General features: G+C 69.4%; 19 protein-coding genes and 4 pseudogenes. 9 read left to right on the top strand and 14 right to left on the bottom strand.

All coding sequences use genetic code 11. The annotated features are described in order from the left end of the window. Positions 1-72 precede the first annotated feature (72 nt). The 3 genes from N8I84_RS39400 to N8I84_RS39390 all read right to left on the bottom strand — a co-directional run bounded on the left by N8I84_RS39400 (position 73) and on the right by N8I84_RS39390 (position 1465). Positions 73-369 (bottom strand): hypothetical protein, encoded by a 297-nt coding sequence (locus tag N8I84_RS39400; RefSeq protein WP_263234327.1) that lies wholly within the window; start codon positions 367-369, stop codon positions 73-75. A gap of 51 nt (positions 370-420) precedes the next feature. Further along, on the bottom strand, positions 421-1020 hold the full coding sequence (locus N8I84_RS39395) for a TetR/AcrR family transcriptional regulator (RefSeq protein ID WP_263234326.1): 600 nt from the start codon (positions 1018-1020) through the stop codon (positions 421-423). A gap of 193 nt (positions 1021-1213) precedes the next feature. Beyond that, on the bottom strand, positions 1214-1465 hold the full coding sequence (locus tag N8I84_RS39390) for a Rossmann-fold NAD(P)-binding domain-containing protein (protein ID WP_263235077.1): 252 nt from the start codon (positions 1463-1465) through the stop codon (positions 1214-1216). A 130-nt stretch (positions 1466-1595) separates the two neighbouring features. On the opposite strand from N8I84_RS39390, the gene N8I84_RS39385 reads away from it, so the two are divergent. Together N8I84_RS39385 and N8I84_RS39375 are read left to right on the top strand one after the other, a co-directional pair. After that, positions 1596-2513, top strand: a complete 918-nt coding sequence (locus tag N8I84_RS39385) for an NADP-dependent oxidoreductase (protein WP_263235029.1) — start codon at positions 1596-1598, stop codon at positions 2511-2513. Positions 2514-3033: 520 nt separating this feature from the next. Further along, the gene (locus N8I84_RS39375; protein ID WP_263234325.1) at positions 3034-3936 is read left to right on the top strand and encodes a helix-turn-helix transcriptional regulator; all 903 of its coding nucleotides are present in this window, start codon (positions 3034-3036) and stop codon (positions 3934-3936) included. 351 nt (positions 3937-4287) lie between these two features. Here the strand turns inward: N8I84_RS39375 and N8I84_RS39370 are convergent, their stop codons facing one another. The 3 genes and pseudogenes from N8I84_RS39370 to N8I84_RS39360 form a co-directional block, all read right to left on the bottom strand. Continuing rightward, complete coding sequence (locus tag N8I84_RS39370) at positions 4288-5409, bottom strand: cytochrome P450 (protein ID WP_390899079.1); 1122 nt, start codon at positions 5407-5409, stop codon at positions 4288-4290. A gap of 126 nt (positions 5410-5535) precedes the next feature. After that, positions 5536-6912 (bottom strand): annotated as a pseudogene (locus N8I84_RS39365) (NAD(P)/FAD-dependent oxidoreductase); the annotation flags it as partial. Next, positions 6909-7136, bottom strand: coding sequence for a ferredoxin (locus N8I84_RS39360; protein WP_263234324.1), 228 nt, complete (start codon positions 7134-7136; stop codon positions 6909-6911). The gene N8I84_RS39360 and the pseudogene N8I84_RS39365, both read right to left, overlap by 4 nt. Before the next feature lie 486 nt (positions 7137-7622). Between N8I84_RS39360 and N8I84_RS39355 the strand changes: the two genes are divergently transcribed. Continuing rightward, complete coding sequence (locus N8I84_RS39355; RefSeq protein WP_263234323.1) at positions 7623-8180, top strand: GNAT family N-acetyltransferase; 558 nt, start codon at positions 7623-7625, stop codon at positions 8178-8180. A 96-nt stretch (positions 8181-8276) separates the two neighbouring features. Here the strand turns inward: N8I84_RS39355 and N8I84_RS39350 are convergent, their stop codons facing one another. The 5 genes and pseudogenes from N8I84_RS39350 to N8I84_RS39325 form a co-directional block, all read right to left on the bottom strand. Next, positions 8277-9578 carry a cytochrome P450 gene (locus N8I84_RS39350; RefSeq protein WP_263234322.1) on the bottom strand — a complete coding sequence of 434 codons (1302 nt, stop codon included), beginning with the start codon at positions 9576-9578 and terminating at the stop codon, positions 8277-8279. Positions 9579-9991: 413 nt separating this feature from the next. After that, positions 9992-10419 (bottom strand): annotated as a pseudogene (locus N8I84_RS43295) (DUF6529 family protein). A 29-nt stretch (positions 10420-10448) separates the two neighbouring features. Then, entirely contained in the window at positions 10449-10574 is a 126-nt protein-coding gene (locus tag N8I84_RS39335) for a hypothetical protein (protein WP_263234321.1), read from the bottom strand. Between the two features lie 75 nt (positions 10575-10649). After that, positions 10650-11153 carry a hypothetical protein gene (locus N8I84_RS39330; protein WP_263234320.1) on the bottom strand — a complete coding sequence of 168 codons (504 nt, stop codon included), beginning with the start codon at positions 11151-11153 and terminating at the stop codon, positions 10650-10652. 2 nt (positions 11154-11155) lie between these two features. Continuing rightward, positions 11156-11374, bottom strand: coding sequence for a hypothetical protein (locus N8I84_RS39325; protein WP_263234319.1), 219 nt, complete (start codon positions 11372-11374; stop codon positions 11156-11158). Between the two features lie 391 nt (positions 11375-11765). Between N8I84_RS39325 and N8I84_RS39320 the strand changes: the two genes are divergently transcribed. After that, a complete protein-coding gene (locus N8I84_RS39320) occupies positions 11766-11927 on the top strand; it encodes a hypothetical protein (protein WP_263234318.1) in 162 nt (53 codons plus the stop codon). 382 nt (positions 11928-12309) lie between these two features. On the opposite strand, the pseudogene N8I84_RS42920 reads toward N8I84_RS39320, so the two are convergent. After that, positions 12310-12414 (bottom strand): annotated as a pseudogene (locus N8I84_RS42920) (ATP-binding protein); the annotation flags it as partial. Positions 12415-12794: 380 nt separating this feature from the next. Further along, the gene (locus N8I84_RS39310) at positions 12795-14258 is read right to left on the bottom strand and encodes an MFS transporter (RefSeq protein ID WP_263234316.1); all 1464 of its coding nucleotides are present in this window, start codon (positions 14256-14258) and stop codon (positions 12795-12797) included. 251 nt (positions 14259-14509) lie between these two features. Here N8I84_RS39310 and N8I84_RS39305 point away from each other — a divergent pair, with 251 nt between their 5' ends. From N8I84_RS39305 to N8I84_RS39295, 3 genes are all read left to right on the top strand, one after another. Next, positions 14510-15403 carry a helix-turn-helix transcriptional regulator gene (locus N8I84_RS39305; protein ID WP_263234315.1) on the top strand — a complete coding sequence of 298 codons (894 nt, stop codon included), beginning with the start codon at positions 14510-14512 and terminating at the stop codon, positions 15401-15403. A 306-nt stretch (positions 15404-15709) separates the two neighbouring features. Then, on the top strand, positions 15710-18118 hold the full coding sequence (locus tag N8I84_RS39300) for an Orn/Lys/Arg family decarboxylase (RefSeq protein WP_263234314.1): 2409 nt from the start codon (positions 15710-15712) through the stop codon (positions 18116-18118). Between the two features lie 271 nt (positions 18119-18389). Continuing rightward, positions 18390-18818, top strand: a complete 429-nt coding sequence (locus tag N8I84_RS39295; protein ID WP_263234313.1) for a transposase family protein — start codon at positions 18390-18392, stop codon at positions 18816-18818. Between the two features lie 76 nt (positions 18819-18894). On the opposite strand, the gene N8I84_RS39290 is transcribed toward N8I84_RS39295, so the two are convergent. Continuing rightward, positions 18895-19263 carry a VOC family protein gene (locus tag N8I84_RS39290; protein ID WP_263234312.1) on the bottom strand — a complete coding sequence of 123 codons (369 nt, stop codon included), beginning with the start codon at positions 19261-19263 and terminating at the stop codon, positions 18895-18897. Positions 19264-19466: 203 nt separating this feature from the next. On the opposite strand from N8I84_RS39290, the pseudogene N8I84_RS39285 reads away from it, so the two are divergent. Continuing rightward, positions 19467-19697: pseudogene (locus N8I84_RS39285) on the top strand (IS5/IS1182 family transposase); the annotation flags it as partial. A gap of 321 nt (positions 19698-20018) precedes the next feature. Next, positions 20019-22211, top strand: a complete 2193-nt coding sequence (gene katG / locus N8I84_RS39280; protein ID WP_263235026.1) for a catalase/peroxidase HPI — start codon at positions 20019-20021, stop codon at positions 22209-22211. Positions 22212-22479 lie beyond the last annotated feature (268 nt).

The following is a 22479-nucleotide window of genomic DNA, read 5'->3' as shown; positions in this document are numbered from 1 at the left end:
GCCGCCAGGCCGCTGCCGATCGACGAACTGTCCAAGGACGCCGCCGTAACGCCCAACCAACTCGAAGCGGCGCTATTCCGACTCGGCCTGCTCGGCCTCATCGCGCCCAGACGCAACGGAGAGAGCGTACGCCTCGTCGGAGGCCATATCGGCTGGGGCGCTCTGCATGACCTGACAGACCTGAGGGACCGTGTGATCGACATCGTCCGCGAGCACGCGCAGGCCCATCTCCGTCCAACGCCGGACCACGACGCTGGAGACGCCCGGCAGGCGGTAGACGAGGTTCTCCACCTCCTCGGCGGAGATCTCCTGGTCGGCCCGCTTGAAGAGCACGATCCCGCACACCGGGACCGAACAGTCACAGCGCACGGCCGCCCCCTGAGACACAGAGACTCACACGTGTGGGACACCAACCGCGTGTCAGTCCGGTCGGGTCACCAGGCGTACCAGTTGCGCCCAGGTGGCCTGGAGCCGCTCGGTGGGAACGTCGCACTCACGGCGCAGGTGGTCCGCCGTCTCGAAGGTCGTGAAAGCGAGCATGGCGTGGGCCAGCATGTCGTGGTCGGCGTCGACTCCCGCTTCCCGCAGAAGGGTCGAGACGTGACGGTGGAAAGCCCGGCCCGTCTCGGACGCATTGCGGCTGCGTCGTCGGAGCTGACGCGCGAGTGACGCACCGAGATCGTCGTCACTGGCCATGCGGCTGATCAGGGTGCTGCCGAAGGCCGTCAGCCGGTCCGCTGCCGGGGCACCGGGGCCCAGGGGCGGGGGACCGGAGGCGTACGCCTCGTGGAACTCCGCCTCTGCCTCGTCAAGGAGGGCTCGCAGGAGGCCGTCCCGGTCGCCGAACCGGCGGAAGAGGGTGCCCTTCCCCACGCCGGCTTCCTTCGCGACCGCTTCCATGGTCATCTGTTCCGCGCCCAGGTCGTCGACCAGGTGCCGGGCGGCCTCCAGCAGCCGGGCACGATTGCGGGCGGCGTCGCATCGCTTCGAGCCGGCGGAGACATCGTCCGGTGCCTGCATCAGCCCTATCCCGTCACCCGCACGCACCCCGTTTCCATCGTCACCCCAGACCGGGCGGGAGCACTGCGGCATCATTCTCCTGGCCAGGGTCGATGGCCCAGATTAGCTGTGCGGTACGGCATCGGGATGCGACTCCGGTCCGAGCCCGCGTCATCCCATGGACCTAGTGCTCTCGCACCGCTTTGCAGCCGCCTCAGGGGCTGCGGCCGTCTGCCGGCCCAGCTTTGGGTCCGGCGGTGCTGCACCCGACGGAGCCGACGAAGAGGTCGTACTCGAGCGCGCGACCGACGCCGTACTTCGCGATGTCGGTCATACCGATGCAACGCAAAACGTCGGCGTAGATGGACGTGTTGCCGGTGCAGTCCCGTGACGGTCGGCTGAGGATGTGTACCGCCGCGTCGGCGACGATGTCCGCGGTGCGTCCAACTTGCCCGGCGCGGGACATCGCCGTCGGTAGTGCTCCTGGGAATACGGATCCGCGCTTGATCTTTGAACACGGTGGCACGGTCGGCGTCGGCCTTCCGACACGCGGCCGGCCAAGCCTTGTCCGGACGAGAAGGTGCGGTGATCACGCGATGCGGGCGGTTCGGTTTCACGAGTACGGCGGGATCGATGTGCTGCGGGTGGAGGAGGTGGAGCGGCCGGTGCCCGGTCCAGGGCAGGTGCTGGTCGAGGTCCGCGCAGCGGGGATCCAGCCCGGCGAGGCGCACATCCGCACGGGCGCGTTGCACGAACGCTGGCCGGCGTCGTTTCCCTCCGGGCAGGGCAGTGATCTGGCCGGCGTCGTGGTGGAGGCCGGCCCGCACGTTAGGGGCTTCGCGGTGGGTGATGAGGTTTTGGGCTTCACTCACAGGCGGGCCAGCCATGCGCAGTTCGTCGTTGTCGACGACGTGAATCTGGTCTCCCGTCCAGCGGGGTTGGCCTGGGAGGTGGCCGGGGCGCTGTACGTGGCCGGCACGACCGCCTACGCCACCGTGTTCGCGGTGGACCCCGGCCCGGACGACACGGTCGTCGTCTCCGGTGCGGCGGGCGGAGTCGGGTCGCTTGCCGTGCAGCTCGCGCGGCGGCGTGGCGCCACAGTGATCGGGCTGGCGAGCGAGCGGAACCACGCTTGGTTGAAGGAGCGCGGTGTCCTCCCGGTCGAGTACGGGCCAGGCGTGGCCGAGCGGATCCGTCAGGCGTCCGGCGGCAGGGTCGACGCGTTCATCGACACCTTCGGCGACGGCTACGTGGCACTGGCAGTGGAGTTGGGCGTGCAGCCCGAGCGGATCAACACGATCCGCGACTGGCAGGCCGCGGCCGAGGTCGGCGCGCGGACCTACGGAGAAGGTGCGGCGGCGTGTGCGGTCGTGCTCGGCGAGCTGGCCCGGCTTGCCGCGCGCGGGCAGTTGGAGGTGCCGATCGCCCGCACCTACCCGCTGGAACAGGTGCGAGACGCCTTCCTCGAGCTGGAACAGCAGCACACCCACGGCAAGATCGTGCTCCGGCCCTGACCGCGGCTGCCCGAGGCGACGATCGAGCAGACATTCCGGCAGGACCGGATCTGACGTCTGGCCGGAGGCTGCGGCGGTCTGGCCGCCGGGGTGTCCTCGCTCGTCACAGCCATGAAGTATCGCTGACGCGATCCAGACCAGGCGCCGCTCACTCCAGCGCCGTTGGCGCTCGCCGGTGATCATCAGGCCGGTCCGGGCGACGCTGACCTGCATGTCTCCCGCGATCTCGGGCAGCAGGCCGGCCACGACGAACTCGGTGGTGCCCATCAGGAACGTGCTCAGCGCGAGCACGTACACGACGAGCGGAAGCCGGGAGGGCGCCGCCTGCTGAGGCTCCTCGGCCCGTGCTTCGGCGGGGGCGTGAAGGGTTCCTCCTCGCGTACTCAAGGTTCATCTCCGTGGGTCGTGATCGGGGTACGTGTTCCAGGAGACCGGCTTCGGCGCGGGCGGAGAAGGTCGTGTTTATGGGGGGTACAAGCTCAACCTCCCTCGGCGCCCCTCGCTGGCTACCGTGGATCGCATGGACGACCGAAGCGATCACCGTGCGCAGATCCGGGACTTTCTTGCCAGCCGCCGCGCGAAGATCACCCCGGAGCAGGCCGGGCTGCCCACCAGCGGCCGCCGCCGGGTCCCGGGACTGCGGCGTGAGGAGGTCGCCGTGCTGGCCGGGGTGAGCACCGAGTGGTACACCCGGCTGGAGAAGGGCCATATCAGCGGAGTGTCCGAAGACGTGCTGACCGCGGTCGCCAATGCCTTGCAACTGGACGAGGACGAGCGCACCTATCTGTTCGACCTGGCCCGCGCCGCACGGCCCGCACCCCGCGCGCCGTCCCGCCGCAGGGACGTCGAAGTCCCGCCCCGCATCCAGTGGTTGCTCGGCTCCATCACGATGTCCGCCGCCTTCGTACGCAACGGCCGCTTGGACGTCATCGCCCACAACGCGCTCGCCAGGGCCCTGCACGCACCGATGTTCGACAGCCGCACCACCGACAAACGCGGCCGTCCCAACTTCGCCCGCTACCACTTCCTCGACCCTGGCTCACAGGACTTCTTCGTCGACTGGGACGCCGGCGCCGCCGTCACCGTCGCGTTGCTGCGTGCCGAGGCCGGGCGTGAGCCGCATGATCGGGCCCTGCGCGAGCTGATCGGCGAACTGTCCACGCTCAGCGCCGACTTCCGCACCATGTGGGCCGCGCACGACGTCCGTATCCGCCACGAGGGCATCAAGCGGCTGCAGCACCCCGAGGTCGGCCTTCTGGAGCTGACCTACCAGTCTCTCGGCCTGCCCGTGTCTCACCGGACCGTGCACGACCTGAGTCTCTACACCGCCGAACCGGGCAGCACCTCGGAAGAGCGCCTCAAGCTGCTCGCCAGCCTGGCAGCCACTCCCGTCCAGGCGGAGCCCACCGACCGGCTGCACTGAGCGGCTGGGGTTGTCGAACCAACGAGCACGCAGGAGGCCCTGTTGCCGCCGTTGTACGTGTTCGCGCCGGCCGGGTCCGGTCCGGCTACCCGGTCGTGTGACTGCCTCGCGCACCGGTTCGGAAACGCAGGCAACCATCCGCACAGGTGGCCGGGCTATCCATTGGATATGACGGATGCGGAGTGAGCAGTCGTCCACGAAGCGATGCCGCTCCCGCTCTGGCAGGAGGACCGTGGCGGCCAGACGGTGGACGGGATGGGAGCTGAGGAGAGTAGCGAGTTGCTGTCGAATGCAGAGCCGGCCGACCGGGCCGTTCGCGGCGCGACCTCGCAGCTGCCCTCGGCTGCCGTGTCAACGGTCCCCCTGCTCGATGTCCAGATGGATGGGACCCCGAAGAACGGGGCTGGGCCGGTACGGCGGCGGGTCGGCGACAAGCCTGGGGCGGTCGAGCCGGCGCACCAGCTCGGTCAGCGCGATCTGGGTTTCCCGCCGGGCCAGCGGACCGCCGAAGCACAGGTGGACGCCGCTTCCGAACCCCAGGTGCTGGTTGTCACGCCGATCCGGGTCGAAGCGGTCGGGATCGTGGAAGCGCTTCGGATCTCGGCTGCCTGAGGCCAACATGAGCATGATCTGCGAACCCTTGGGGATGACGGTGTCGGCGACGGTGATGTCGCTGTACGCCGCCCGCCAGGGAATGATGTGCACGGGGGGCTCGTAGCGCAGCAGTTCCTCGACCAGCGGCACGACGAGGTCCGGTTCGTGGCGCAGTCGCTGTAGCACCTGCGGGTGGCGCAGCAGCGTCAGCATGCCGTTGGTGATGAGGTTGACGATGGTCTCATGGCCTGCGATGAGGAGCAGTCTGGCGGTGGCGACGATTTCGGCGTCGGCCATCCGGCCGTCGGGCCCGTCGTCGTTGGCCAGCCGTGACAGCAGGTCGTCTCCTGGCCGGCCGTGGCGCTGTTCCACCAACTCGCCGAGGCGCTGGCGCAAGTCCTTGCGGGCCTGTATGCCCTTGTCCAGTTTCTCCTTCGGGTCGGTCTCGGGGTTGTAGTCGATCGAGTTCATGATGTCGTTCACCCAGAGGTGGAACCTCGGCTCGTCCTCGCCTGGCACGCCGAGCAAGTGACAGGTCACGGTTACGGGGAATGGAAGGGCAAAGTCGTCGACGACGTCGATCTGCTCCTTGCCCGCCAAATCGTCGATCAGGCTGCCGACGGTGGCGGTCAGGAAGCCTTCAAGTCCGGTCACCAGTCCAGGGGTGTGCGGGGGGCCGAAGTGACGCATCGCCATACGCCGCAGGCGATCGTGCTCGGGCGAGTCCATGTGGATGAACGACGACGTGACCCCTTCCTCGGCTGGGGGCATCGGACGCGACAGATTGCGCAGGTCGGAACTCAGATGCGGGTCATTCAGCACGTCCGTGATCTCGCGATGGGTACTGATGACGTAGCTGTCGTCCTCCTGCCGGGCCACCGGCGTCCTGCGCAACTCGGCATACAGCGGGTAGGGGTCGGCCCGGGCGGAGTAGTCGAAGATCCGTTGCAGCGTGCCGGGCGTCCCGGTCGTGGTCGTCCGGCCTTCCTCCTGTCGATGCTGGTGCACGGCCGTGGCCCGGCGCTCACCCGGGGCATGGCCTGTGACGACCACCGTGGCGCCCGGCGCGAGCAGGGCGGGGCCGGGGAAGTCGACGGGCACCGGTTTCGTGTCGGACGGCTGGTCCGGCGTGGGGCAGCGGGGCGGGAAAGGTGCGGCCGTCTCGATCAGCCGTCGGTAGTGGTCCAGCCACTTGCCGTTGTTGAAGCTCACGGCAGCCGTGACGCGGCCCCGATAGCCATATGCCGTGACGAAACGGTGGTCGTCCAGCGATCCCTGGGTGACGACCACCTCGTCGGCGAAGGTCGGCACGCCGACGGACTTGATGTTGACGCCGAACTGGATCGACCAGAACAGCGGGATGGACAGGTGGGGCCGGCGGTCCGCCTGGGCGCTGACCATGTTGTGTGCCGCGACCTCGGCCTGTTCCACGGCGTTGGCCCAGTGCTCCTGTGCGATGAGCCGGGAATCGTAGATGGGGTTCGGGCAACGTGCCACGTCTCCCGCGGCGAAGACGTCATCAGCGACGCGGCCGTTGATGTCGAGGGCGCGGCAGCCCGTGTCGCAGGTGATTCCCCACACGCCCGCCGCCAGTCCCGAATCCCGTAGCCACTCGGTGTTGCGGATGCTCCCGAGTGCCACCACCGCCACATCGGCATCGACCGTACTGCCGTCGTCGAAGTGAGCACGGCGAAACCGTCCCTGCACGTCGCCCTCAAGCCGGGTGACCTTGACACCGCACCGCAGGTCGACGCCGTGAGCGCGCTGCAGGTCCGCCGCGACCTCACCGATCACGGCACCCAGCGCCCCGGCCAGCGGGGCCGCCCCGACTTCGACGACGGTCACCGGGATGTCCCGCTCGCGGCAGACGGAGGCGATCTCGGAGCCGGTGAATCCCGCACCGATTACCAGAACGCGGGAAGGCCCGGCGGCGAGGGCCCGCTGCAGGCTCTCGGCATGCTCGCGCGTACGTACGACGAACACTCCGTCCAGGGCAGCCTCGGACTCGACGAACCACGGCCGGGCCCGTACCCCGGTAGAGATCAGCACCCGGTCGAAGGGAACCTCGCGTCCGTCGGCGAGACGCACGTGGTTCGTCGCGAGGTCCAGCCCGCTGGCGGGCACGCCCAGCAGCCACTCCGCGTCGATGTCACGACGGCGGGGCAAAGTGGTGCCCCTGGCCGGCACCCACCCGTTCAGTACTTGCTTGGACAGGGGAGGCCGGTCGTAGGGCCCGCCCAACTCGTCACCGATCATGGTCAACGATCCGGTGAAACCCTCCCCCCGTAGAGCCTCCGCGGCCCGCAGCCCCGCCAGCGAAGCCCCGACGACCACGATGCGGCCATCGCGCTTGAACGCACGCAGGTTGTCGGCACTGGTCATGACGGCGACGCCTCCGCCGGTGCGTGCCGTGCCTCCAGCCGGTCGACCAGGATCGCCTGGACCGGGCACGCCGCAGCGGCGCGTAGCACCTGGTCGCGCCAGACGTCATCGGGGTTCGGGTCGTACATGAGCGCTTCCTCACCGTGCATCCGGAACGCCTCCGGAGCCAGGAACGCGCACTGCGCATACCCCTTGCATCGGGAAAGATCAACGACAACTTTCACCCCGGCCTCCACAGGGAGTGGGAGCTGCAGACCCTCAAGCCGGCGCCACTACGGCGCGCAACGACGGAGGTCCCGGCCGCTGCCCATCACTGCGAAGCGCGAGCAGGATCACCACGCTCGCCCGGGTCCCCATGGAAAGAATTGATCATCGTGACTCAGGCGATCGGCGCGTGACCAGGGACGTATCCCTGGTGGGGCTGCTTTTTGGTTACGCAAGCGGCGCTCTTTTGGATTGCCGTTTCGGTGGACCCATATGGCACGCTGGGCCGGAACGCGTCACAAAACCAGCGTAACAGCGGCACGGATACCGGTGAGTCCGACGCAACGACGCTGGACAGCGGCGTACGCGGCACTGTAGAGGTCCGCTGCACGACCCCGCCGCTCCGGACGAGGACGACGATCAGCGGTGAGACGGAGCACGGCGGGCAACGCCTGCCTCGGCGTGCCTGTCGGCCTCGGGCGCACAGCAGCGTGATCAAATAGGGCATGGCATCGTCCTGGACCGGTAATCGGGTACGCCTGCGCGCTGTCGAGCCCGACGACTGGGCGGCGTTCGCGCGTTTCGCCGACGATGACGGGCCGCGAGCGGGCCGGCTGGATCTGCCGAGGTCTACCGAGAGCTACCGTGCCTGGGCGAAGGAGCAGGCCGTTGCCGAGTGCGATGACGACCGCTTCCGGTTGGCGGTCGAGGCGACGGCCACGGGAGAGCTGGTCGGCGCGGTCGGCTCACATCGCACCGGCCCTCACTCAGGCTGGTTCGAGTTCGATATCACCATCAGCGCCGGCCACCGGCGCAAGGGCTACGCGACGGAAGCCGTGGTGCTGCTGCTGCGCTTCATGTTCGCTGAGCGGCGCTATCACAAATGCCTGGCGGCGGTTTTGGCCCACAACGAGGCATCGCTGGCACTGTTTCGTGGGCTCGGCTTCACCGAGGAGGGGCGCTTGCGGGAACACGTTTTCTTCGCTGGCCGGCACCACGACCTCGTCATGATGGGCATGCTCGTCACCGAGTTCGACCGGCGACACACGATGTGCGAACCATGAGCCGGTGATCCGAGCGCGTGTGGAACGGCACTCGGACTTGATCGACGTTCGTTGTTCGCGGATGGAGGCGGCCTGCCACCGAAAGTAGGACTGCCCTCAGCCGCGCAAGGTGGCACGCAGGTGCAGGCCGGCGGTTGCGAGACCTTCGAAGGTGGTGACCCGGTAGCCGGGTTCCGCACCGGGCGGCTCGCTCAAGTGGTATCGGCGGGCTGTCTGCGCGGTCATGAGCGTGAGCATGGCCATGGCCAGGGCGGCTCCCTCGCAGCCGTGCGGCCCGGTACCGAAGCCGAGGAAGACCCCGGGTTTCGCCGACGAGCCCGAATCGTCGAGCCAGCGTTCGGGCCGGAACCGGTCTGGTTCGGGGTGTTCCCGTGCGTCGCGGTGGGCGGTGTAGGGGCAGACGAGAACGGTGGATCCGGCGTCGATGGTGTAGTCGGCGAGCTGAGTCTGTCGCGGGGCGCGCCGGGTGAGCAGCCAGCTCGGGGGGTGCAGTCGGAGCACTTCGCGTACCAGCGCCTGGGTGTATTGCAGGTTGTCGAGGTGGGTGCTGGTCGTCGTTGCCGGGTCGGCGGGCAGCAGGGCGGCTTCGGCCGCGACGCGGTCCGCGGCCTGGGCGTATCGGGCCAGGTGGAGCAAGATCCATCCGGCTGCCCGGGAGGGTGTCTCGAAGGTGGCGACGGTGATTCCGGGGAGAGTGTCCAGGACGGCTTCTTCCGACAGCGGGCCGTAGCGGGAGGAGGGCCGGAGCATCTGTCCCAGCACGTCGTCACCGAACTGGCCCGATGAACGGCGCCGCCGGACGATGGACCGCAAAGCGTTGGTGAAGGCGACTTGCCGCCGTGTGCGGAACCGCCGTGCCGGTGTGGGGACCCAGCGCGGCCACACCCAGTGCGAGGGGCGTACGAGCACCTCCCGGGCCACGAAGAGCTGCCAGGCGAAGGGCAGCAGGGCAGCAGCGTCGTCGGAGAAGAGGTAGCGCACGCCGATCTCTGCCAGGACGGGCCGGACCATGGGCAGAATCTCGACGTCCCGGCCCGTGGGCCACTGATCAGCAAATCGAGCGGTCCCGGGCGCAATCTCACCGATCCGGTCCGCAACCGCCTGTGGGCGCAGTCCGCGCATGCGGGCGGCGCGAGCATGCACCCGTTCCTCGGGCGTCGGCGCTCCGCCGGTCCGCTTCAACGGCGGGAAGAGAGGCGAGGACGGCTTGGGGAAGTCCTGCGCGCGGCGCAGGACCGCTTCACACACCCCGGCCGTAGCGGCTACGTAGACACCGGACTCCAGCTGCCACACGTCCCCGCACTCGTCAGCGCCACGGCGCGCCAGTGCCAGCCGGTCGCGGCTCCAGGCCGCGAAGCTGCCTCCCGGCAATTGCGGCGGCTCATTCACTCGGCCCATGGGATCGCCCCTGACTTCTCGTTCCAGTCAGGCCGATTTCGTCGGCAGCGTGACCAGGAGTCGGCGGGAGCCCGGGGCGCCCGCCGAGCGTGTGGTCACACCCTGTCGTCGCCGGTGTGCGTACCCCAGTCGTGGGCCCCGTACGCACCGTAGTTGCGGGTGAAGGACAACTTGGCGAGCAGCTTGGCGATCATGAGGCACTCCTCTCGCTTGCCTTCAGCACCATGTGCCGTACGTCCAATTTTTTCGCATATAGCACATGGATACAAGGCACGCGCTTGCGGGCCGGGCAACGCCGCCCTGGTGTGGGCGGTCAGTGCCGCGCCCGGCCGCGAGGTGTGGCGGCGCCGGGCACCTCAAGACCTGGCGGCACCAACGCCCCGAAGGAAGGGAACGGCTTTCGCGCGAACCGGTCACCTCGCACCTCGGGAGGGCGGCGGGTTGGCGAGCTGTGACCACTGCCGATAGTGGCCGACGACGGCACCGATCCGGCGTCGTCCGCCTACAGGCCGGGCGCCCGGAGGCCGTTCAGGCACCAGAACGCCGCCGGGTACCAGGCCAGGGCGATCACCGTGACGAGCGCGCCCACCGGCGAGAGGGAGCGCCCAGCCCGACCAGCGGCGGTGGCGCACCACGACGACCTCGGCGACGAAGGCCCCGTAGAGAAAACAGCCGGCGAGCGAGTGCAGCGCCTCGCGGGCCGGGGCAGGCTGACGCCGTAGGCGAGGATGCACTGCTGGGCGATCGGGACGTAGAACAGGAAAGCGAACATACCTGTCAGGCGGCGCGCGGTGCCCACCGGGTGTGGCCCGGCCCGCAGGCCGGGCAGTTGGCCGTACACCCACAGCGCGAGAAACAACTGGATCAGAGTCAGTCCCAAGAGGGCGCTTCCAGCCGGGACTTGAGCAGGGACACGGCGTGGCCGTGCGCCCCGAAGAAGCTGCGCCGGTACTCCGGGGTATGTACCCGGCCGTACCAGAGCAGGGCGGCGGTCACCGCCAGGGGCAGCAGCTGCCACAGCAGCCCCAGGAGCTGCCGGGTTCGGTGCGGAGGGTGAGGCGTGGCACGTGATCAGCCGCCCCCACCGTCGGCCTTGTCGCCCCGAGGAGCGCTGGTCCGAGTGGACGCAGAGTGCGGCGGGCCGGTGATCAGAAAGCCGACGAGCGCGGCCACGGCGCCGACGGCCTCGGCGATCGCGCTGCCGGTCCTCTTCGGCCCCCAGAACGGCTCGTACATGTTCGGCAGCGGACCGAGAGCGCCCACGTTCACGAAACCGTAGAGCAGAACGGCGCCCAGCGCGGAGACGGAAACCAGGAACGCGAACACCCACGCCGGCCGCCGGCGACCGAGCAGCAGGACCAGCAGCGCAGCCAGCGACGCCACGGCGGCTTCGAGACGAAACAGCGTTCCCTGGCTGATCTGCCGCCCGACCACATCGTAAGGGGCGGCGAGGTCGGCGTGCACGTAGGCGTCCACAGCCAGTGCGGCCGCGGTCACCACTTGGAGCAGCATGCGCACGACCGTGCGCATGCTGGTGGCGGTGCGGTGCGGGGGGCCGCCGGGTCCGGGAGCCATCGCTACTGCCCGGTCGCGGTCGCGGCGGCGCTGCCGGGGGCCGGTGACACCGGGCCGTTCCCGCCGACCTGGAGGTGGGTGTCCATGCTGAGTTCCCGGTGTTTGTCGATGGAGCACCACAGTTCGTAGCTGCCGGCCTTGACGGTGACGGTGAGCCGCGCCTGGCCGAACTTCACTCCGCCACGGGCGTGGCGCGGAGATCCGAAGCAGTGCACGGCCATGTTTGGCGGACCTCCCTTCCGCGACAAGACTGGCCCTCGTTCCCGGCCGCGCCAACGCCGACACTCTCCACGGGCGGGCCATCACCCGATCGGGCCGCCGTGGTCTGGTGCAGGGCACCCGCCAGTGCTTCGACATCGGCTTTGAGTTGGGCGATCTACTCCGCGTCGGAGGCCCGGAGCTCCTTGAGTTGCCGGGGCGCCATGGCCGACGGCCGCATGCCGACAGCCAACGCCGCCACCGGCGCGTGAAGACCGCCCTCATCCACGCCGCCGAACGGCAACCCTGAGCCTCGGACCCCGTGTCCGGCCCCCGGTCAGCCTCGCCTCACGCCAGACCGACCTGGCCAACGAACACGCCCGCAACACCCGGCTCACCACCCAGATCAGACGCTTGGAACGACGACTGTCCGAGCTGATGGGCGAGCAGGAGTGGCGGAAATCGGGCCTCTGCGGCCCCGCCGACTACAAAGAGCTGCAGCGCCAGGTCTCCCGTCCGGAACAATGCTGGCAGGGCGGTTCGTCATGGGGAACAATGCTCGGCATGACGATTTGAAGAGCGCCTGACGAGCGACAGCGGTGGCTCAAGGTGGGGACCTGGGAGACGGTCCCCGATGGGGATCGGCGAATATGCGCGGCCTGTGGGACGCCCGTCCGCTCATACCGGTACCGCTTCTATCCGCCGGAGTCCTCCATGTTCGAGCGGTGCATCGGGTTCGCATGGTGTTCCGGCTGCCGGGTCTACTCCGGCTCGATGGTCCATGTCCCACGGAAGCGTGTCCTCGTGGACGCCCTGGCATCGCTGCCTCGTGAGCAACGGGAACGCCTGAAACGGAGCGAAACCGGGTTGATCGAGTACCTGGACAGACAGCTCCGAGGAGGCGGCACTTCGCCCGATCGCTGACGGCCCGGCAGATCTCAGGCGACGCCGCTTCGCCCTCGACAGCGGTGAGGCCGTTCTTGAGCCGGTAGCCGGGGCCCTTGATCGGGACGACCTCACAGTGGTCGAGGAGCCGGTCGAGGATGGCGGTGGCCAGGACCTGACGCTGCTTCAGCCGCAGCCGCAAAGCGGTCCGCCCGGCACCGGCCGAGCCGACCACCCCGGCGGCCCCGGTTGAGCCCGCCGAGCCGCGGCGGCACCGGCGAAACCTGCGCCCCCTCCCCGCTTCCGGCTCGGCGCCGTCCATGCCGAGGAGCAGCCGTGCCAATGCTTCAGAGCTGCCGCCGTGGGCCCGGACCAGCCAGCCGAAGGCGTCCGCGCCGGGCGGTGGACGGGCGGTAGACCCGGACCGCGTTGCGGCGCGTCCCGGCGTCGAGCCAAGCGTCTCCCAGGCGGGCCCCACCGGGCCGACGACCGTCCGTCCGGGCCGCGACGGCCTCGCGGCGGCCCGGACGGTCGTCGTGCGGCAGGTGCCGCCGGGCGTCAGCGCGCACGGGAGGCGGCGCCGCGCAGGAAGCCGGCGCTGGTGAGCGCACCCAGGAGCACGATGGCGGCGTTCACCGCGATCGCGACCTTCAGGCCGCCAAGAATGGCCGAGGCGCCGGTGCCGGTCATCGCGGCGGTGGCGATGGCGCTCATGAGCGGCGTGCCCATGGTGATGCCGATCTGCTGCGTCATGGTGGCGAGCCCAGTGGCCAGGCCCTGTTCGTGGTCGGCCAGCCCGGACGTGGCGGTGACCATGAAGCCGACGATGACGAGCATGTTCCCGACGCCACCGGCGAAGGTGGCGACCAGCAGCAGCCACATCCACCCGCGCTCGTCGCCGAGGCCGAGCAGGGCGGCCGTGAACACCGTCTGCAGCAGCCCGCCGGCGATCAGGGTGTTCTTGCTGCCGATCTTCCCGATGACCTTCGGGGCGACGGATCCGCCGACGACCGTGCCGAAGCCCAGCACGCCGAAGGACAGCCCCGCGGCCAGCGCCGAGAAGCCCAGGACCTCCTGGAGGTAGAGGGTGAGCAGGAAGACCAGGGAGGTCTCGGTGAGGAAGGCGATCAGACCGGCGAGGTTTCCCCAAGCCACCGACCGCTTGCCGAGCACGCCGAGCGGTACGAGGGGCGCCGCCACCTTGCGCTCGACGGCGTAGAAGACCAGGAGCAGCACGACACCGGCGGCCAGGGGCAGCAGCGCCGAGGACGACTCCCAGCCGTGTTCGCCGGCCTGCGTGAGGCCGAAGACGATGGCCAGCAGACCGAGCGTGACGCTGACGGCGCCGGGCACGTCCAGCTTCGGGCGCTCGTCGGGCCGGGACTCATTGATGACGGTCGGTACGACGAGGAGGACGGTGAGGGCGACGGGCACGTTGATGAAGAACGCCCATCGCCACGACAGCAGGTCGGTCAGCAGACCGCCGAGGACAGCGCCGGTCGTGAACCCGGCGGACATCAGCGCGCCGTTCAGGCCGAGGGCCTTCTCACGCAGCGGCCCCTCGGGGAACGACGTGGTCAGCAGGGACAGGCCGGCCGGGGTCACCGCCGCGGTGGCCAACCCCTGGAAGACCCGCGCCGCGATCAGCACCTCGGAGTTCTGAGCCAGGCCGCCCACCAGCGAGGCCACGCCCAGCACCGCGAGGCCGCCGAGGAACAGCCGCCGGCGCCCGAACAGGTCGGCGACACGTCCGAACAGCAGGGTGAAGCCGGCCGCGCACAGAGCGAACGCGGTCCCGATCCACTGCAGGTGCGCCAGGGAGAATCCGAGGCCCTCGCCGATCACCGGCAGGGCGACGTTCAGGATGGAGAAGTCCACGGCCAGCATGAACTGGGCCGCGAGCAGCAGCACCAGCACCAGTCGCCGCCGGGGGGTGAGGACGGCCGGGGGCGTACCGGCGGCCGCACCAGGCGCGCCGGGAGTACCGGCGGTACCGCCGGTTTCAGCATCGGTGATGGACATGACGTCGACATCCCTTTCTCTCAAGCACAGGCGTCTTACGCGCGCCGCTCGGGAAAGAGACTCATCCGCGTCGGGGAGGCCAGCCAGAACCCTGTCTCGCACAGCCAACGCAAGGGTGGTCATCTCATGACCACCCTTACCGCCCCCAACTGCCGGGACCTGCGGGCATCATGGACGAAGAGCCGCTCACGACCGCATGCACCTTCGCCCGGCGGCCGCGCGGCCGAGCACGTACGACACGGGAGGCAACGATGGACGCTCCGTCCGAGCTGGGAGACTTCCTCAAGTCCCGCCGTGCCGCACTCCGGCCCGAGGACGTCGGCATCACGCCGCATCCGACCCGCCGCCGCGTGACCGGGCTGCGCAGGGAGGAGCTGGCCATGCTCGCCGGCGTCAGCATCACCCACTACACCCGCCTCGAACAGGGCCGTGCCACCAGCGCGTCGGACGCCGTGCTGGACGCGATCGCCCGCACCTTGCGGCTCACCGAGGACGAGACCGCGCACCTGAAGGTCCTGGCCCGCCCCTCCGCCGCGTCCCGCCCGGCACCGCCGCGGGTGGAGCACGCCAGCGCCTCCGCACGCCAGTTGCTGGCCTCGATGACGGACGTGCCGGCGCTCGTCCTGGACCGCCGCAACGACGTCCTCGCCTGGAACGTGTTGGGCCACGCCCTGCTCGCCGGACACCTGCCGTCCGACAGCCCCGACACCCCGGGCAACCGCCCCAACCTGACGCGGATGCTCTTCCTGGACGAGCAGTACCGCGAGCTGTACACCGACTGGGACGAGGAGGCACAGCTCGCCGTCGCCTCCCTGCGCCTGGTGGCCGGCCGCCACCCAGACGACCGCCGACTTGCCGAGCTCGTCGGCCGGCTCACCGTCCAGTGCGACGAGTTCGCCTCCCGCTGGGCACGGCACCCGGTGCGCACCTGCACCTCGGGCATGAAGCGGCTGCACCATCCGCTCGTCGGCGTGATGGACCTCAGCTTCGAGAACCTCGTCCTCCCCGGTACGTCCGGACAGCGGCTGATCGCCTACACCGCCGAGCCCGGCTCGCCCTCCGAGGCGGCGCTGCGCCTGCTGGGCAGCGTGGCCGCCTACAAGGGCTCGACGGACGAGGACGTCTCCGCGACCGCGCGGCGCTGACGGCGCGCTCAGGACCTCTTACCCCGGCGCGCCGACCTCGTCACAGCCTTCAAGCAGGCGTGGGAGGTCAAGGACACAGATACCCTCGTAGGCCTGCTGGCCCGACGCCACAGCGACCGGAGTGGCGGGTGCTTCACCAGGGTGTGGCAACCACTCCGCAAGCCGAGGCTCATGACGGTAAGGCCAAGGTCAACGCCGGGCGAGCGCTTTCCGTCGTCCGGGTGGTTTGCACCTCCTGCATGCACCGCCCCGGGGTGGTCGTCCCAAGACTGACCTGGGTGGCACCCGCCACCGGGGAGGGGCGGCATGGCCGACAGCAGCAAGATCCTTATCGCGGTGGGGGCGCATCCGCAGGACGAGGGCGCCCAGGCCGAGCAACTGGTGAAGATCCGTGAGGCGATCGAGATCGGAGGGTTCGGGGTCCGCTGGGCGGTCAGCGCCGGCGACGCCGAGGCGGTGCTGCGTACCGAGGCCGGTCTGGCCGCGGCATTGGTGGCGTGGGACCTGCCGCCGGGCCGCGGCGCGGACGGCGACCCGGCCGGTGCGTCGGTCCTGCGCCGGCTCGGCAGCAGGTTCCAGGACCTGCCGGTGTTCCTGGTCATGGCGAACGACGGCGTGCACGACCTGCCGCTGTGGGTGTCGGAGTCGGTGGTGGGCTATGTGTGGCCGCTGGAGGACACACCGGCGTTCATCGCGGGCCGGATCACCACCGCCGCCCGCGCATACCGGGAAGCCGTCCTGCCACCGTTCTTCAAGGCGCTGCGCCGTTTCGACGACGCGCACGAGTACTCCTGGCACACTCCGGCCCATTCCGGAGGCGTCGCCTTCCTGAAGTCACCCGTGGGCCGTGCCTTCCACGACTACTTCGGCGAGCGGCTACTGCGCAGCGACCTTTCGATCTCCGTTGAGGAGCTCGGCTCGTTGTTCGAGCACACCGGGCCGATCGGCGAGGCGGAGCGCAACGCCGCCCGCGTCTTCGGCGCCGACCTCACCTACTTCGTCCTGCACGGCGACTCCACCTGCAACCGGCTGGTCGGCCACTTCAGCGCCACGCGTGACGAGATTGCGTTGGTGGACCGCAACTGCCACAAATCGGTCCTGCACGGCCTCGTCGTTTCCGGGGCGCGTCCGGTGTACCTGATTCCCACACGCAACGGCTATGGCCTGGCCGGGCCGCTGCCCCCGGCTGAAATCGAGGCGGGCCGGGTGGCGGCGCGGATGGGCGCCAACCCGCTGACCCGAGGTGCCCTCTCCCCCGACGTGGCGTACGCCGTTTTCACCAACTCCACCTACGACGGCCTGTGCTACGACGCCGTCGCGGCGGCACGGGCGTTCGCCGAGACGACGCCCCGGCTCCATTTCGACGAGGCGTGGTTCGCCTACGCACGCTTCCACCCTCTGTACGCCGGTCGTTACGGGATGTCGGTGGGGCCGGAGAACTTCCCCGGCCCTGAACGGCCCACCGTCTTCGCCACTCAGTCCACCCACAAGCTGCTGGCCGCACTCTCGCAGGGCGCCATGGTCCACATCAGGCCCGGGCCCAGGGCACCCGTGGAGCACGACCGGTTCAACGAGGCGCTGATGATGCACGGCACGACCTCGCCGCTGTATCCGATGATCGCCTCGCTGGACGTGGCCACCGCCATGATGGACGGGCCGCAGGGGCGCTGGCTGGTCGACGAGGCGGTGACCGAGGCAGTTCGTTTCCGCCAGGAGATGGTGCGCATCGGCAGGCGCATCGAGGCCGCCGGGGACCGTCCGCCCTGGTTCTTCGGCGTGTGGCAGCCGGAGACGGTGACCGACCCGGCGAGCGGCAAGCGGCTGCTCTTCGACGAGGCGCCACCCGACCTGCTGCGCACGGAGCCGTCCTGCTGGCACCTGGAACCCGGAGCCTCGTGGCACGGATTTCCCGGGCTGACCGAGGGCTACTGCATGCTCGACCCGATCAAGGTCACCCTGACCTGCCCGGGAGTCAACGCAACCGGTGACATGGCCGACTGGGGCATCCCGGCCCGAGTACTCACCGCCTATCTGGCCACCCGGAACATCGTGGTCGAGAAGACCGACAGCTACACCACGCTGGTGCTGTTCTCCATGGGCATCACCAAGGGCAAGTGGGGGACGCTGCTGGACGCCCTGATGGACTTCAAGGCGCTCTACGACGGAGACGCCCCGCTCGATCGCGTCCTGCCCGCACTGGTCGCCCGGCATCCGCAGCGCTACTCCGGCCGGACCGTGCGCGAGCTGTGCCAGGAAATGCACGACCACCTGCGTTCGGTACGCCTGGTCGAGCTGCTGGACACCGCCTTCCAGCAGTTGCCGGAGCCGGTCGCCCCTCCGCAGGTGTGCTACCAGCGTCTGATCCGCGGCGGCACGGAGCGCGTGCGGCTGGCCGATGCACCCGGCCGGGTGGCGGCCGCCATGGTCACCGTCACCCCGCCCGGCATCCCTGTGCTGATGCCCGGCGAAAGCGTCGGCGACGAGGACGGCCCCCTGCTGCGCTACCTCACCGCGTTGGAGTCCTTCGACCGGCGGTTCCCCGGGTTCCGCAGCGAAACCCACGGGGTGACCCTCGCCCCGGAGACCGGCGACTACCTGATCGAGTGCCTCCAGCCGGAACAGCACGAAGAGATCAACGGCTCAAAGGGCCTCCGAGCCGCAGCACCGTCCCAGTGGCGCGGTTCAGAGGCCCTCCGGCCACCAGCCCAGAGGTGAGGGCACCCAAGCGGGCTCAGTCGGTCCGCTCCAGCGGCACCGCTGAGGGCGGCCCGAGCGGGCAGTCGGTCTCCAGCTCCTTCTTCCGGGATTCGGCCGCGGGCGTTCGCGGCTGCTGAGACCTCGTCCGCCACGGCCGAGCAGTCGGGTGGTCGGCACAAGAGGTCCGGGGACCACGCAAGGCCCGGAGCCGCAGCCCTCAGCGGATGCGGCTCCGGGCCTCGGATGTCGGCGGACGGTTCTCAGCCCAGTAGGGCCACCATCGAACGCGGTGATCGTTTTGGCCGTGCTGCGGCACGATCAGCGCCTGGCCGACATGGCCGGCGGCAACGGCATCTCCGCCACCACCGTGCGCCGCCGGCGGGACGAGCTGATCGCACTGCTCGACGCAAGGGCCCCGCGGCTGGACCGCGCCCTGTACAAGATCGCCAAGCGGGGCGGGGAGGCCATCCTGATCGACGGCACCCTCATCCCCACCCAGCGCCGCACCGGCACGGCGAACCGCCCGAACTACTCCGGCAAGCGTCGCCGCCACGGCCTGCCCGTGCTTGCCCTGACCGACGAGCGGGGCCGTCTGGTGTGGATATCGGCGGCCGGGCCCGGCCGCACCCACGACATCTCCGCCGCCCGCCGCGACCATATCCTGGCCCACCTGCGCGCTGCCGGTCTCGGCGCCTTGGCCGACCTGGGCTCCATCTGACGAACGTCGAGGCCACTACAGGCAATTGATCTCTACCGCAGGCAGCCCTCGACCTGCACAAGCACCCGGAACAGCGTCACTGAGCCGGGATCGGCTGGGTGAGGTTCACCGGGTTGCCGTCGGGGTCCTGGATGTGGGCGACGCGCTGTCCCCACGGCATGTCGTTGGGGCCGCCGCGGACCGAGCCGCCCAGAGCCTCCACCCGGCCGAGCGTCTCATCGACGTCGTCGACACCGATGCTGAGCAGGATCCGCGGTGCCGCCCCGGTCCCCAGGTTCGTCTTGGCCACCAGCCCGAGGTCGGTGTCGCCGATGCGCAAGCCGAGGTAGAAGGCCGGGCCTTCCTCCGGTACCCGGTAGATCTCCTTGGCGCCGAACAACTTCGTATAGAAGCCGAGCAGGACGTCTTGGTCGGCCGTAATGATCACTGGCTGGATGGTGGACATGGCACTCCTGTCGAGAACGGTCGTGTCGCTGGATAGACCGTTCGAGGACGGTGAACTCATCGGCAAAACCGCCCCGCCAGACGACCTACACCCCAGACTGCCGCCCGCGACCAGTACCAGCAGCCCGAAACGGGGTCACACCACTCCTGCTGACCAACCACTTCCGGGTACGGCACCCCGCCCGCCGTCGTCCTGACCGTGGGAACCATAACGACGTCATCCAACTCCTGCCCCTGCTGGATGCCGTCCCGCCCGTCCGCGGCCGGGTCGGCCGGCCTCGCCTCAGAGCGGTCACCCTCTACGCGGACCGCGGCTACGACCACGATGGTCATCGCAAGCAGATCTGCGCCCGGGGCGTGGTGCCCGTCATCGCTCGCCGCGGCACCGAGCACGGCTCCGGCCTGGGCGTCTACCGGTGGGTGGTCGAGCGCACCTGCCCTTGTTACTGCGGCCGCCAGCCAGGTCCCCTCCGGCGAGTCGGGAGCTGTCGTATTCGATTCGCCTTGCATCGGAAATCGGCACGGGGGCAGAAAAGCCGTCCCTTCTCTCACGTCTGTCATGTGGGGTTCTCTGCGTGTTTCATAGAGGTGTGGTCTGAGGTGCGCGACCATACGGACGCGGCACAGCGAATTTTCCAGCCGGTGGGCGTCATGGCGCGCTGCTCGCGTGGGGCGACGTGCTCGACACCAGCAAAGTCAACGACGTCGAAAGCGGCAGCCGGCAGAACGCACACCGAGACAGAAAGAAGGACGGGCATGTCCGGCAGTGAAAGCGAGAATCCAGCAATCCCGTCACCGACGCCCACGCCGACTCGGCGGCCCAGGACGAACCGGGACTGGTGGCCGAATCAGCTGGACCTTCAGGTTCTCAACCAGCACTCGCCCCGATCCAACCCCATGGACGAGGACTTCGACTACGCGAAAGAGTTCGCGACCCTCGACGTCGACGCGCTGAAGCGTGACGTCTTCGAGGTGATGACGACATCCCAGGACTGGTGGCCTGCCGACTACGGTCACTACGGGCCGCTCTTCATCCGGATGAGCTGGCATGCCGCGGGAACGTACCGCATCGCGGACGGCCGTGGCGGTGGCGGCAGCGGCGCACAGCGCTTCGCCCCCCTCAACAGCTGGCCTGACAACGCGAGCCTGGACAAGGCCCGCCGTCTGCTGTGGCCGGTCAAACAGAAGTACGGCCGGAAAATCTCCTGGGCCGATCTTCTGGTCTTCGCCGGAAACTGCGCCATGGAATCCATGGGGTTCAAGACGTTCGGGTTCGGTTTCGGACGAGAGGACATCTGGGAACCCGAGGAGATCTTCTGGGGGCCGGAGGACACATGGCTCGGAGATGAGCGCTACAGCGGCGACAGGGAACTCACCGGTCCTTTCGCCGCAGTACAGATGGGACTGATCTACGTCAATCCGGAGGGGCCCAACGGAAACCCGGACCCGATGGAGGCCGCCCGGGATGTTCGGGAGACGTTCGGGCGCATGGCGATGAATGACGAGGAGACGGTCGCACTCATCGTCGGCGGCCACACCTTCGGCAAGTGTCATGGCGCGGTCGAAGCCAGTTATATCGGCCCGGAACCCGAGGCCGCCCCCATCGAGCAGCAGGGCCTCGGCTGGCGGAACACATACGGCAGCGGCAGTGGCCCTCACGCACTCACCAGTGGTCTGGAGGGCGCATGGACCACCGAGCCGACCAAGTGGGACAACGGCTACCTGGACAATCTTTACGGGTACGAGTGGGAGCTGACGAGCAGCCCCGCCGGCGCCCACCAGTGGACTCCCACGGATCCCGCGGCCCGGGACACCGTACGCGACGCCCATGATCCGTCGAAGCGGCACGCCCCCATGATGCTGACGACGGACCTCGCGCTGAAGGTGGACCCGGTCTACGGCCCGATCACGAAGAGGTTCCACGAGAACCCGGACGAACTGGCGGTGGCGTTCGCCAAGGCGTGGTACAAACTGCTGCACCGCGACATGGGACCCGTCTCGCGTTACCTCGGCCCGTGGATTCCCGAGCCGCAGCTGTGGCAGGACCCCGTTCCCGACGTCGATCACGAACTGGTCGGGGACGAGGAGATCGCCGCCCTCAAGGGCAGGATCCTCACCTCGGGCCTTTCCGTCTCCCAGCTGGTCACCACCGCCTGGGCGTCGGCGGCGAGCTTCCGCGGCACCGACAAGCGCGGCGGGGCGAACGGAGCACGAATCCGGCTCGCGCCGCAGAAGGACTGGGAGCTCAACGACCTCCCTGAGGTGACCGAGGCACTGCGCACGCTCGAGCGGATCCAGCAGGACTTCAACCTCTCCCAGACCGGCGGAACGCGGGTCTCCGTCGCCGACCTGATCGTCCTCGGCGGGTGCGCGGCCGTCGAGCAGGCCGCGAGGAACGCCGGGTACGACATCACGGTTCCGTTCGCACCGGGGCGTACGGACGCCTCGCAGGAGCAGACCGACGCGGCGTCCTTCGCCGTGCTGGAGCCCAAGGCGGATGCCTTCCGCAACTACCTTCCGGCGGGCGAGAAGCTGTCGCCGGAGACCCTCATGCTGGACCGCGCCAACCTGCTGACGCTGACCGCTCCCGAGATGACGGTGCTGATCGGCGGCATGCGGGCCCTGAACACCGGCTTCAAGGGATCTCCCCACGGTGTCCTCACCCACCGGCCGGGAATCTTGACCAACGACTTTTTCGTCAACCTGCTCGACATGGGAACGGAGTGGAAGGCGTCGGCTACGGACGAGAACGTGTTCGAAGGCCGGGATCGCGTCACCGGCGAGGTCAAGTGGACCGCCACCGCCGTCGACCTGATCTTCGGTGCGCACTCCCAGCTCCGAGCCCTCTCGGAGGTCTACGCGGCTCAGGATGCGGGAGAAAAGTTCGTACGTGACTTCGTGGCAGCGTGGAACAAGGTGATGAATCTCGACCGGTTCGACCTCGCCTGAGCCCAACCTCCCGGTCGGCTCTCATCGGCTCGGGCGGCCTGTCCGGCAAGGTCCGGGAACGTCGCGCGGATGGTGGGCAGCCGGAGCATCCGGCAGGCGCCGACCAGGGAGGTCTGCGGCCGCCTGCGGGCCCCCAGGGCGACGGCGTCCGCGGTCGGCGTACCCGCCCGCAGCATGGCCTCGAGCCCGGCCACCAGGCGCTCGCGCGGGATGCGCCTGCCGAGTGACAACGCCTCGGCGCGGGTACCGTCCCGGTCGTCCCGGGCCT

Source organism: Streptomyces cynarae (assembly GCF_025642135.1).
In the GTDB taxonomy this organism is placed as follows: domain Bacteria; phylum Actinomycetota; class Actinomycetes; order Streptomycetales; family Streptomycetaceae; genus Streptomyces; species Streptomyces cynarae.
Note: the sequence above shows the minus strand (reverse complement) of the source record. Positions and strands in the feature narration are given on the sequence as shown.